The 12,077-nt window shown below is 73.5% G+C and carries 11 protein-coding genes; 7 read left to right on the plus strand and 4 right to left on the minus strand.

Annotation, left to right across the window (positions count from 1 at the left end):
* Nucleotides 1–8: 8 nt before the first annotated feature.
* A complete protein-coding gene (locus DVK05_RS15055) occupies nt 9–1,832 on the minus strand; it encodes a hypothetical protein (protein ID WP_121564654.1) in 1,824 nt (607 codons plus the stop codon).
* 151 nt (nt 1,833–1,983) lie between these two features.
* Here DVK05_RS15055 and DVK05_RS15060 point away from each other — a divergent pair, with 151 nt between their 5' ends.
* The 3 genes from DVK05_RS15060 to DVK05_RS15070 all read left to right on the plus strand — a co-directional run bounded on the left by DVK05_RS15060 (nt 1,984) and on the right by DVK05_RS15070 (nt 3,832).
* Nucleotides 1,984–2,820, plus strand: coding sequence for an alanyl-tRNA editing protein (locus DVK05_RS15060; RefSeq protein ID WP_121564656.1), 837 nt, complete (start codon nt 1,984–1,986; stop codon nt 2,818–2,820).
* 82 nt (nt 2,821–2,902) lie between these two features.
* Entirely contained in the window at nt 2,903–3,223 is a 321-nt protein-coding gene (locus tag DVK05_RS15065; RefSeq protein WP_053771321.1) for a transcription factor S, read from the plus strand.
* 72 nt (nt 3,224–3,295) lie between these two features.
* Nucleotides 3,296–3,832, plus strand: a complete 537-nt coding sequence (locus tag DVK05_RS15070) for a DUF6517 family protein (protein ID WP_121564658.1) — start codon at nt 3,296–3,298, stop codon at nt 3,830–3,832.
* Nucleotides 3,833–3,895: 63 nt separating this feature from the next.
* On the opposite strand, the gene DVK05_RS15075 is transcribed toward DVK05_RS15070, so the two are convergent.
* Genes DVK05_RS15075 through DVK05_RS15085 form a run of 3 tightly spaced genes read right to left on the minus strand, consistent with a single transcriptional unit; the run spans nt 3,896 to nt 6,325 of the window.
* Nucleotides 3,896–4,462 carry a hypothetical protein gene (locus DVK05_RS15075; protein ID WP_121564660.1) on the minus strand — a complete coding sequence of 189 codons (567 nt, stop codon included), beginning with the start codon at nt 4,460–4,462 and terminating at the stop codon, nt 3,896–3,898.
* A 47-nt stretch (nt 4,463–4,509) separates the two neighbouring features.
* Nucleotides 4,510–4,890 (minus strand): methylglyoxal synthase, encoded by a 381-nt coding sequence (locus DVK05_RS15080; protein ID WP_121564662.1) that lies wholly within the window; start codon nt 4,888–4,890, stop codon nt 4,510–4,512.
* A gap of 49 nt (nt 4,891–4,939) precedes the next feature.
* Nucleotides 4,940–6,325, minus strand: coding sequence for a hypothetical protein (locus tag DVK05_RS15085; RefSeq protein ID WP_121564734.1), 1,386 nt, complete (start codon nt 6,323–6,325; stop codon nt 4,940–4,942).
* A 278-nt stretch (nt 6,326–6,603) separates the two neighbouring features.
* Between DVK05_RS15085 and DVK05_RS15090 the strand changes: the two genes are divergently transcribed.
* The 4 genes from DVK05_RS15090 (at nt 6,604) to DVK05_RS15105 (ending at nt 12,065) form a co-directional block, all read left to right on the plus strand.
* A complete protein-coding gene (locus DVK05_RS15090; RefSeq protein ID WP_121564664.1) occupies nt 6,604–8,637 on the plus strand; it encodes a hydantoinase/oxoprolinase family protein in 2,034 nt (677 codons plus the stop codon).
* Nucleotides 8,634–10,265 carry a hydantoinase B/oxoprolinase family protein gene (locus DVK05_RS15095; protein WP_121564666.1) on the plus strand — a complete coding sequence of 544 codons (1,632 nt, stop codon included), beginning with the start codon at nt 8,634–8,636 and terminating at the stop codon, nt 10,263–10,265. Before DVK05_RS15090 ends, DVK05_RS15095 begins: the two co-directional genes overlap by 4 nt.
* Before the next feature lie 95 nt (nt 10,266–10,360).
* Nucleotides 10,361–11,755 (plus strand): APC family permease, encoded by a 1,395-nt coding sequence (locus tag DVK05_RS15100; protein WP_121564668.1) that lies wholly within the window; start codon nt 10,361–10,363, stop codon nt 11,753–11,755.
* 97 nt (nt 11,756–11,852) lie between these two features.
* Nucleotides 11,853–12,065: a hypothetical protein gene (locus DVK05_RS15105; protein WP_121564671.1), complete on the plus strand. Its 213-nt coding sequence runs from the start codon at nt 11,853–11,855 to the stop codon at nt 12,063–12,065.
* Nucleotides 12,066–12,077: the final 12 nt, after the last annotated feature.

A 12,077-nucleotide genomic window follows, 5' to 3' on the forward strand; every position in this document is an offset into this window, starting at 1 on the left:
GTCCGGGGTCACTCGGACTCGACGGCGACCTCGTGGACGGAGACGTGGAGGTGGCTCACCACGGGGACCGAGTCGCCCTCGAACGGCTGTTGGGTCGCCAGCGACTCGTCGTAGTGGATCCGTATCTCCGCGTCGTCGAACTCGAAGAGCTCGAAGGTGAACGACCCCTTGATCGTCATGTTGCCGGCGAGCTCGGTCGTGCTCTGTGGCGCGTAGAACACCCCGCCGAACCGGACGGGGTCGTCGTCCTCGGCCGTCACGTCGATCCGGTCCCCGCTGGAGTACACCCAGAGGTTCCCCGCCACGTCCTCGTCGGCGGCGACCACGGCGCTGTCTTCGAGGTCGATCCCGGCGGTGTTTTGTACCTCCAACCGCGTGTCCGGAGCGCTCGTTACCGACGCGGTGTTCCGGACAGTGAGCGTGTCGTCGACGTAGAGCGTGGCCTGCCCGCCGCCCGTCGCCCTGACCGTCGTGTCACCGCTGACGGTCGTCGACTCCTCGACCAGCACCTCGACCTCGCCGCCGCCGGTGTCGAGGTCGACGCCGCCCGCGTCCGCGGAGACGCTCAGGCCGCCCGCGACGTGGAGCGTCGCGCCGTCGGTGACCGTGAGGGTCGCGCCGTCGGCGACGGAGATGTCGCCGTCGACGTACGTGTCCGCGTCTATCGTCTCGGTCTCGCTCCCGGAGAGGTCGATGTCGCCCCCGCGGTAGTCGCCGTTCGCGGCGAGGTCCCGGTCTCGAACGCCCTCGATCCGCTGGCTGATCGCGCCGTCGACCGACGCCACGTCGTCGAACGCCGTCTCCGTGCGCCGCTCTCCGGTGACGTTCAGCTTGTCCGCCTGCCCGGGTGGGATGTTGTACGACTCGGCGATCAGGTCCCCGCGGATCGTGATCGACTGGGTGTTGCCGCCCCCGCCCGCGGTGAGCCGGAACTGGTCGCGCGTCTGGATGACCGCGCCCTCCCCCGGCGACTGGTCGTCGTAGGCGCCGGCGTCCGAGTCGTAGCTGTCGGCGTACAGCTCGTCGACGCCGCCGGTGTCGAACGTCGACCGACCGGTCGCGGAGACCCCGGCGCTCAGCGTGGGATGGACCGTGGTGGTCCGGAGCCGGACCTCCACCCGCCGGTCGCTGACGTCGGTCACCGCCGCGCTCGTCCGGGTCTCGAAGAAGCGCCCCCACGCGTCCGCGTAGTCGCTCTGGACCGTGATCGTGACGTTGCCGCCGAGGAGCGGGTTCGACCCGTTCGGCGAGGGGAACACCCGCTCGGACCGGCCGCCCGTGTCGGTGATGCGGACCGCGTCGCCGATCGGCGCGGAGCCGTTCCGGATCGTCACGAGCGGGAGCGTGAGCGTCTCGGTCCCGCCGCTCCCGCGGTAGTGGAACTCCGGCGGCGAGACCATCTCGGAGCCGCCGCCGCGCGACCGCCAGACGCCGCCGCCCTGGTACGCGATCGTCTCGCCGTCGCGCTCGTAGGTCACCGCACCGAGCGGGATGGTCCTGTTCGTGGCGTTCGGGTTCTCGCTCGTCGTCACCTCGATGCGCATCCACCCGGCGTCGCCGTCGACCCGGAAGTCGGCGCTCCGGCCCACGTCCAGGCGGACGCGCTGGGCGGGCGACTCGCCGTGCGCGACGAGGCTGGCCTTCGAGTCCACCTGCGTCATCGCGCCCTCGACGCGCTGGAGGTCCGCCGACGCCTGCGAGTCGTCGAGCGCGGCGCCGCCGAGCGCGACGGTGGTGCCGACGACGGCGACCGTCAGCCCCAACAGGAGGACCGTCCCGAGCACCTCGCTCTGGGCGCGCTCGGCGGTCGCTCCGCGCTCGCCTCCGTTCATGCGGGCCGGTAGGCCGCCCGCGCTGATAAACGTGGACTCCCGGCTATCAGTCCCGATAGCCGCGGATTCGGGCGGTCGCTCCGCTCCGGGGGCGTCGGCCGCGGCCGCGGCGGACCGGGGATATATCTCGCCGGCGCCCCTTCCCGGACCCGTGACCGAGCGACTCTACCTCGCGGACGACGCGGTGACGACGTTCGAGGCAACCGTCAAGCGCGTCCTCTCCGACCCGCACCGGATCGTCCTCGACCGGACGCACTTCTACCCGACCGGGGGCGGCCAGCCGCACGACACCGGGACGATCCGCGCGGTCGACGGCGACGGGAGCACTCGGTGGCGCGTCGTCGACGTCGAGATGCGAGACACGGTGTACCACGAGGTCGAACCGGTCGACGGCACGGACGGCGCGAACGAGGACGCGGGCGGCGCGGACGACGACGCGGGCGACGGGGGCGAGTCGGTCTCGCTCCCGGAGCCGGGGACGGCGGTCGCCTGCGAGGTCGACGCCGACCGGCGCGCGGCGCACTCGCGGTACCACACCGCACAGCACCTGCTGTCGGCGCTGCTGCTCGACGAGTTCGACGCGCCGACGACCGGCAACCAGCTGTACCGCGACCGCGCGCGCCTCGACGCCGAGTACGACCGGTTCACGGACGACGACCTCGACCGGATCGAGGCCCGGCTCAACGAGCTCGTCGCCGACGGGCGGGCGGTGTCGAGCTACACGATGGACCGCGAGACCGCGGAGGCGACGCTGGACACCGACCGGACGCGGATCGACCTCCTCCCCGACTCGATCGAGGAGCTGCGGATCGTCGAGATAGCGGGCGCGGACGGCGACGACGAGCCGTACGACCGCACCGCCTGCGCGGGGACCCACGTCGCGAACACCGCCGATATCGGGGAGGTCGTCGTCACCGGCCGGGAGACGAAGGGCCCCGAGGAGGAGCGCGTCCGGTTCGCGCTCGCCGAACACGTCGACGCGGACTGACGGCGGCGTGGGCGCCCCGCGGGCGCGTCCGCCGCTCGCCCGCGATCCCGCCGTTTAAATACGATCCGCGGTAGGTTCGGGCATGAAGTTCTGCGACGAGTGCGGATCCATGATGAAGTCCGGCGAGGGCGAGGACCACTGGGTGTGCGACTCCTGCGGCCACGAGATCGGGCGCGACGAGGGCGACGACGAGTGGACGACCGAGTCGCAGGTGGAGTCGGAGATCGTCGACGTGAGCGACGCCGAGGACAAGGGGCTCCCGACGACGACGGCCCAGTGTCCGGAGTGCGACAACGACCAGGCGTACTGGTACATGCAGCAGATCCGCGCGGCCGACGAGTCCGAGACGCGCTTTTTCGTCTGTACCGAGTGCGAGCACAAGTGGCGCGAAGACGACCACTGAGCACCGACGCGCCCGCCCGACCGCCCCTTCCTCGCCCGTCCGTTTTATTCCCGTCCGGAGAGAGGCGGGACCATGGAGCCACCGGTCGTCCCCCGCGACCGCCTCGAGGGCTGGACGCTCGTCGCGGAGGCGACGGAACGCCCGTTCGAGGCTGGCCCCGTTTCGGTCACGGCGGGGACGGCGCGGTACGAGCGCGAGACCCAGCCCCCGCGGCCGTTCTTCTTCGCGAGCCGGCTCCGCATCTCGCCCGACACCGGGCCGAACCCCGCCCTGACGCGGCTCGTCGAGTCCCGGGCCCGCGAGGGGTTCCGCGACCGCCTCGCCGACCGGCGCATCGGCGACCTCGCGCGCCGCGACGAGCGGCGCCTCGACGTCGACGACCCCGCGGCGTCGCCCGCCACGCTCACCGTGTTCCACGGGCGCTGCGCGGTCGACGGCGAGCGGGTCCCGGTGGAGGCGCTGCTGGCGGTGTGGGAGGCCGGCGAGTACCTGCTCGCCGGCGGCGCCTACCCGACCGGCGACGGGTTCGAAGCGACCCGTCAGGACGTGTTGCGACTGGTCCGAGGCGTTCGGCCGCCGGCGGCGTCGGACGCGGTCGAGCGCTCGTGAGGCCCGGTCAGCAGGCGACCGCGCCGGCGGCGTCGGACGCGGTCGAGCGCTCGTGAGGCCCGGTCAGCAGGCGACCGCGCCGGCGCTCGACTCGATCGGCGATCCGTCGTCCTCGTAGTCCGCGTCGCCGACCGCGCCGGCGAACATCGGGAGCCGCATCTCGTAGGTGTACAGCACGTCGAACGCCGCGAGCGGGTCGAAGCCGTTCGCGATCGCCTCCCGCCCGGTCAGCCTGACCCCCGCCGCGAGCGTCACGATCGGCTCGCCGTCGAGGCGCCCGGCGGTCTCGACGCCGAACTCGTTGCCCGCGGCGGGGTCGGTCAGCACGGAGAGGTGGACCACCGTCTCCATCGTCGCTCCGCCCTCGCCGTCGCCGATCGAGATGGGATATCCCCGCCCGGTGAAACAGCGCGTGATCGGCGGCGCCGAACTCCGGTTCGCGTCGGCGCCGGTGCCGACGGTCGCCGGACCGTCCGCGGGCGCGCCGCCGACCGACTGGACGGTCGCCCCCTGCGCGCGGGCGTCCGCTCCGGGCGCCGCGGGCTGGCCCGCGACCGCTCCGACGCCGACGATCGCGGCGAGCAGCAGCAGCGAGAGGGCGAGGGCGCGGATCCGTTGCGGGCGCGTCATCGCCCGCCCCTTCGACCGCCCGGGTTAAATCACCGCGGTCCGCGGTATCAGTCGAGAGAATCGCCGTCCAAGAGCCCCTCGACGAGCAGCTCCGCGGACGCCACGTTCGTCGCCAGCGGCACGTCCTTCACGTCACAGACCCGCAGCAGCGCCGAGATGTCGGGTTCGTGCGCCTGCGCGGTCAGGGGGTCGCGGAGGAAGACGACCCCGTCGATCCGGTCGTTCGCGATCATCCCCCCGATCTGGAGGTCGCCGCCGTACGGCCCCGAGGCCTGTCGGTTCACGGCGAGTCCGGTCGCGTCCGCGATGCGCTTGCCCGTCGTCCCGGTGGTGACCAGTTCGCACTCGTCGAGGACGCCGGTGTGTCGCTCGACGAACGCGACCATCTCGTCTTTCAGCTCGTCGTGTGCGATGAGCGCGATGCGCATACGTGGCGCTCGCCCCGGCGTCGCTTAAGCGCTCGCCTCGCCGCGGCGGTCACTCCGCCGCCGCGGGGCCGTCGCCTGGACCGTCGCCGTCGTTCGGGCCGTCGCCGCCGTCTGTTCCCCCGGACGCCGAGGACGCCCCGAACCGGCCGAGCGCGACGCGGGCCAGCGTCCCGGGGCTGTGCCGGCGGATCACCAGCAGGGCGTTGGCCGCGAACACCGCGACGCCGAGCGTCGCGAGCGACAGCCCGACGAGCGCGGGGCGCGTGGCCGCGCCGGCGAGCGTCGCCCCCGAGGCGCCGGCGGCGACGTCCGCGCCGACGACGAGCGCGGTGCCGAGGAACAGGAGCGCGCCGTCGGCGGCCGCGAGCCGGTCGTCGTAGAGGTCGTCGACCATCGGCACCGCCTCGAAGCCGAGCCGGTCGCTGTACCGCTCGACCCACACGACGAAAGGAACGACGTGGTACAGCGTGCCGAGGACGACGAACGCGACAGCGCCGAGGAGCAACAGCGGCGCGCTGCCCGGTCCGCCGAGGACGGTCTCGGCGGCGAGCGGCGACCGGAGCCACGCGGGCGCGGCCGTCGCGACCCACCCGACGAGCGCGAGCGCGACGACGGCGTACCGCGTGTGGATCGGGGTGCGCTCGACGCGCATCTCGAGGAGCCGACGGGCCAGGACGGCGGCGAACGCCAGCGCGGCGAGCAGCACGAGGACCGCGCCGACGCGGGCGAGCGCTGCCGCGCCGAGCAGCCGCCCGCCCGCGAGCGCGGCGACGCCGACCGGGTGGCCGACCTCCTCGACCGCGCGGAGCCGGTGGTCGACCCCGCGGAGCTCCGTCTGCGTGAACATCGTGGCGAGCTGGTAGAGGGCGCCGTAGACGGTGGTGAGCACCGCGCCGAAGACGGCGAGGGTGACGTGCGCGCCGCGGACCCCGGCGTGCGAGACCCCGAGCCCGGCGAGGAGGCCGGAGCCGAGGTCGGCCGCCAGCAGGACGCCGAGCCCGGTCAGGGCGACGAAGCAGGCGAGCGCGACGGCGAAGTGGCGCTCGGTCACGTCGAGGTCGTCGACGGTCGCGAGCGTCCGCCCGACGTTGTAGACGAACGCCCAGAAGCCGGCGAGCATGACGGCCCCGAACCCCGCAAGCCACGGGAGCCGCCCCAGCGCGAGCGCGGTCGCGAAGCCGACGAGGCCGACGGCGACCAAGCCGAGCTGGGCGCTCGCCAGCCGCCGGGAGTGGAGCGTCGTCCCGGACCACACCGGGACGAACTGCGTCATCGCGCCCATGATCGTCACGCACACCCACCCGACTAACAGCAGGTGGAAGTGGACGAGGCCGCCGAGCCCCGGGACCGCGCCGACGAGCAGACCGATCCCGACGAGCAGGGCGGCGCCGAGGAAGGCTAGCCCGACCAGGAAGTGCCGAAGCGGCACCGTCATCGGCGGGCCGCGCTCCGCGTCGATACCGCCCGGAACTGCGCCCATGTGCGGATTACGGACTCCCGCCGCCCTCCGCCTGGTCCCGAAGATGTTCGCGCGCTCTCCGCCTCGCGGGAACCCGATTCCCGAGCGCCGCGCGGGGAACGGACCGAGAGCCTCGGGCTGCCGAACGGGGCGGTCTTAAGTCCGTCCGGTGACGAGGACGGGCCATGCCACGCGACCGAGCCACGTCGCCGCTCGGCGTCCGGACGCTCCGCGACGCCGCGGGGGTGTCGTAGATGGGCGGCGGAACGGCGGACGGCCGGGCGACGGACGCGCGAGCCGTCGGCGTCGACGTCGGCGGGACGTTCACCGACGTCGCGCTCGCGCTCGACGACCGCCTCGTCACCGCGAAGGTGCCGAGCACCGACGACCAGAGCGAGGGCGTCGCGGCCGGCATCGAGAAGGCCTGCGAGGCGGCCGGGATCGACCCCGAGAGCGTGACCGAGTTCTCCCACGCGATGACCGTCTCCGTCAACGCGCTCCTGGAGGGCGACGGCGCGCGGACCGCGCTCGTGACGACCGAGGGCTTCCGCGACGTGCTGGAGATCGGGCGACAGACCCGGCCGTCGCTGTACGACCTCGACGCCGAGAAGCCGGCGCCCCTCGTTCCCCGGCGCCGCCGGTTCGAGGTCCCCGAGCGCGCGACCGTCGACGGGATCGAGCGGCCGGTGGACGACGCGGCGATCGAGTCGCTCGTCGCCGACCTCCGCGACGCCGACGTCGAGTCCGTCGCGGTGTGCCTGCTCCACGCCTACGCCCACCCCGAGAACGAGGACCGCCTCGCCGAGGCGCTGCGCGACGCGCTCGACGCCCCCGTCTCGGCCTCCAACGAGGTGCTGCCGGAGTTCCGCGAGTACGAGCGCACCTCCACCACGGTCGTCGACGCCTACGTCCGCCCGGCGATCGACGGCTACGTCGGCCGCCTCACCGAGCGGGCGCGGGACCTCGGGCTGCCCCAGCCGCGGATCATGCAGGCCAACGGCGGCGTCACCGACGCCGAGACGGTCAGGCGGAACGCCGTGACGACCGTCCTCTCCGGGCCCGCCGCCGGAGTCGTGGGCGCGAGCGCCACGGCCGCGACCGACGCCGAGCGCGACGGGCTGATCACCTTCGACATGGGCGGCACCTCCAGCGACGTGAGCCTCGTCCGGGACGGCGAGGTCGAGCGGACGACCGAGTCGACTATCGCCGACCGGCCGATCGGCACCCCGATGGTCGACGTCGAGACCGTGGGCGCCGGCGGCGGGTCGATCGCGTGGGTCGACGCCGGCGGCGCGCTCCGGATCGGCCCGCGCTCCGCGGGCGCCGACCCCGGCCCGGCCTGCTACGGCAAGGGCGGCACGGAGCCGACCGTCACCGACGCGGACCTCGTCTTGGGGTACGTCGGCGCGGACACCGATCTCGGCGGCGACCTCTCGCTCGACGCGGCGGCCGCCCGCGACGCGCTCGCCGACCTCGCCGACGAGGCGGGAATGGAGGGGCCGGTCGCGGCCGCGCTCGGCGTCCACCGCGTCGCGAACGCCGACATGACCCGCGCGATCCGCTCCGTCACGGTCGAGCGCGGCCACGACCCGCGCGGGTTCGGCCTCGTCGCGTTCGGCGGCGCCGGCCCGATGCACGCGGTCGCGATCGCCGACGCCCTCGACGTCGAGCGCGTCGTCGTGCCGCGCGCCTCCGGCGTGCTGTCGGCGTACGGCCTGCTCGCGGCCGACGAGACGCGCGACGCGGTGCGGACCCGGCAGGCCCCCCTCGCCGAGGTCGACCCCGACGCGGTCGACGCCGTCTACGAGGAGCTGACCGAGGGGCTGTCGGACGAGGTCAGCGACCCGGCGGCCGCCCGCCTGGAGTACGCGGCGGACTGCCGCTACGCCGGACAGAGCTTCGAACTGACCGTCGACGTCGACCGACCGTTCGACCCGGCGGCGGTCGGCGAGCGGTTCGCGGCGGCCCACGAGTCGGCGTACGGCTACCGCGCCGACGAGCCGGTCGAACTGGTGAACTGCCGCGCGACGGCGACCGTCCCGCGGACGGCCCCGGCGGTCGGCGTCGACGCCCCCGAGGACCCCGGCCCGCGGACGACGCGGGAGGCGGTGTTCCCCGATGGCGCCCGGGAGACGCCGGTCTACGACCGCGACCGGTTCCCGCTCGGCGAGACCGTCGAAGGGCCGGTCGTCGTCGAGGGGCCGGAGAGCACGGTCGTCGTCCCGCCGGGGTGGGGCGTGCGGCTCCGCGGCGACGGCGCGCTGGTCGCGGAGGTGAGCGAGGCGTGACGGGCGCCGACCTCGACCCGGTCACGCTGGAGATCCTCCGGAACCAACTGGAGAGCGTCGCGGCCGAGATGGGCCACGTGCTGATCCGCGGGGCGTACTCGCCGAACATCAAGGAGCGCCAGGACTGCTCGACGGCGCTGTTCGACGCCGACGGCCGGATGGTCGCCCAGGCCGAGCACATCCCGGTCCACCTCGGGGCGATGCCGGACGCCGTCGACACCGTCCTCGGGAAGGACCCGAAGCCGGGCGACGTGTTCGTCGTCAACGACCCGTTCGCGGGCGGGACCCACCTCCCGGACGTGACGCTCGTCTCGACGGTCGCGCCCCGCGGCGAGGTCGTCGGCTACGCGGTGTCGCGCGCGCACCACGCCGACGTGGGCGGGAGCGCGCCGGGCAGCATGCCGCCCGGCGCGCGGGAGATATACGAGGAGGGGCTCCGGCTCCCGGCGGTCCGGCTCGTCGACGGCGGCGAGCCGAACGAGGCCGTCCGCGACCTGATCCTCGCCAACGTCCGCACCCCGGACGAGCGGGCGGCGGACCTCCGGGCGCAGCGCGCCGCGAACGCGCGCGCCGAGGAGCGGGTCGGCGAGCTGCTCGACGAGCACGGCGACGCGCTCCTCGACGCGTTCGACGCCGTCATCGACTACTCGCGCGACCGGATCGAGGCCGAGATCCGGAACCTCCCGGACGGGACCTACCGCGCGGGAGACGTGCTCGAAGGCGACGGCGTGACCGACGGTGACATCCCGGTCGAAGCCGCCGTCACCGTCGACGGCGCGTCCCTCGACGTCGACTTCGCCGGCACCGCCGACCAGGTGCCGGGCAACCTGAACGCCCCGTTCTCGGTCGCGAAGAGCGCGGTGTACTTCGTGGTCCGCGCGATCACCGACCCCGAGATCCCGCCGAACCACGGCTGTTACGAGCCGGTGTCGATATCGGCGCCCGAGGGGTCGCTGCTCGACCCGCGCCCGCCGGCCGCGGTCGTCGGCGGCAACGTCGAGACGAGCCAGCGCGTCACCGACGTGACGCTGGCGGCGCTCGCCGAGGCGGTCCCGGAGGTCGTCCCGGCCGGCGGTCAGGGGACGATGAACAACCTGATCATCGGCGACCGCGCCGGCGAGTTCACCTACTACGAGACCATCGCCGGCGGCTTCGGCGCCAGGCCGGGCAAGGACGGGATGGACGGCGTCCAAATCGGGATGACGAACACGCTCAACACCCCGGTCGAGGCGCTGGAGGCGGCGTACCCGCTCCGGGTCGAGCGCTACGCCCTCCGCCCGTCGAGCGGCGGCGACGGCCGGCACCGGGGCGGCCTCGGCGTCGAGCGGCGCCTCACCGTCGAGGCGGACGCGACTGTCTCGCTGCTGACGGAGCGACGCCGGACCGCGCCGCGCGGGCTCGACGGCGGCGACGACGGCGCGCTCGGCGAGAACCTGATCGACGGGGAGCCGGTCGCGGCGAAGGCGTCCGTCGACGTCCCGGCCGGCACGACGGTCTCGGTCCGCACGCCGGGCGGCGGCGGGCACGGCGACCCCGCCGAGCGCGACCCCGAGGCGCGGGAGCGAGACCGGCGCGACGGGAAGGTCGACGCGAGCGGCGACGGAGCCGACGACGACGGGCGAGAGTGAGCGGCGGCCGTCCGCCGCGTTATCGAACCCGAAATACGCGAGCCCTGTATTACCGATCGCGAAGGATTAACTGTGGGTGTTCCAAGCGATAGGTAATGGGTGAAGGGGACCTGAGCCGGGATCTCGGGCTCTATTCGGCGGTGACGCTGAGCATGGGCGCCATGATCGGCGGCGGCATCTTCGTCCTCCCGGCGGTCGGCTACGAGAAGGCCGGCCCGGCGGTCATCCTCGCGTACCTGATCGCCGGCCTGATCGTCCTCCCGAACGCGCTCTCGAAGGCCGAGATGGCGACGGCGATGCCCGAGGACGGCGGGACCTACATCTACATCGACCGCGCGATGGGCCCCCTGTTCGGAACGATCGCGGGCGTCGGCGTCTGGTTCTCGCTCGTGTTCAAGAGCGCGTTCGCGCTCGTCGGCCTCGGCGCCTACCTGCTGTTGCTCGTGAACATCCCCGTCGGCCTCGTGAAGACGGTCGCACTCGTCCTCGGGGTCGTCGTCATCCTGCTCAACGTCGTCGGCACGGAGAAGAGCGGGCAGGTGCAAAGCGTCCTCGTCACCTTCGTCGTGCTCGTGCTGGGCGCCTACGTCGTCGGCGGGATCCGGCCGGCGGAGTCGGCGCAGTACGTCCCGTTCACGACCCACGGCGTCGGCGGGGTCGCGACCGCCGCCGCCTTCGTGTTCGTCTCGTACGCGGGGATCGGCGAGGTCGCGTCCGTCGCCGAGGAGATTGCCGACCCGGACCGGAACATCCCGCTCGCGATGCTCGTCTCAATCGGCGTGATGATGGCCATCTACACGGCGGTCGTGGCCGTCGTCGTCGGCGTCGTGCCGGGCGAGACCCTTGTCACCGGCGGTCCGGGCGGCGGGACCTCCCTCACGCCGATGGCCGACAGCGCGGCGCGGGTGTTCGGCGGCGCCGGCGTCACCGTCGTCGCGGTCACCGCGGTCCTCGCGCTCACAAGCATGGCGAACGCGGGCGTCTTGGGGACCTCTCGGTTCCTGCTCGCGATGAGCCGCGACTCGCTCATCCCCGCCCGCGTCGGCCGGATCAACCCCCGGTTCCTCACGCCAGTGAACGCCGTGCTCGTCACCGGCGCGCTGCTGCTCGCGCTCATCGCGTTCGTCCCGGTGGTCGACCTGGCGAAGCTGGCGAGCGCCTTCCTCATCCTCGTCTTCTCGCTGGAGAACCTCTCCGTGATCGTCTTCCGGGAGGCCGACGTCGACTTCTACGACCCGGACTTCCGGTCTCCCGGGTACCCGGTGTTACAGATACTCGGCGTGATCGGCGGCGCCGTGCTGATCGTCCAGATGGGGCGCCTCTCGATCCTCGGCGCGGTCGGCATCACCCTCGGAAGCCTCGCGTGGTACCTGGCGTACGCGCGCTCGCGAACCGCTCGCACCGGCGCGCTGGCGACGTTCCTCGACAGTGACGCCGACGCCACGGAGCCGCCGGACGAGGCCGCCGCCGCTGAGCAGCGAGACGACTGAGCCGCGGCGACCGAGACCGAGACGAGGCCGCCCCGGAGTGGTGCTGTCGCCCCTCGTCGCGCAGAAAGCCTATTACGCGGGTTTCACTGATCTTCCCATGGAGTCGCTCGCGGCGCTGCTCCTCGTGGTCGTCGGGGTCCCGCACGCGATCTGGCCGCTCGAAGCCGCGAAGCTGCGCGAGCAGATCGACGCTGTCGGCAGCCGACGGTCCGGGTCCGAGAGCGAACCGAAGGAGTGGGCGGTGAGGCTCAACCGCGTCCTCGGAGCGGCGCTGTCGCTCGTCGGCGTCGCGATCTTGGTCGTGAACTGAAAGCGGCCCCGC

Origin of the sequence: Halorubrum sp. Atlit-8R, from assembly GCF_003666025.1 — an archaeon.
Classification (GTDB): domain Archaea; phylum Halobacteriota; class Halobacteria; order Halobacteriales; family Haloferacaceae; genus Halorubrum; species Halorubrum salinarum.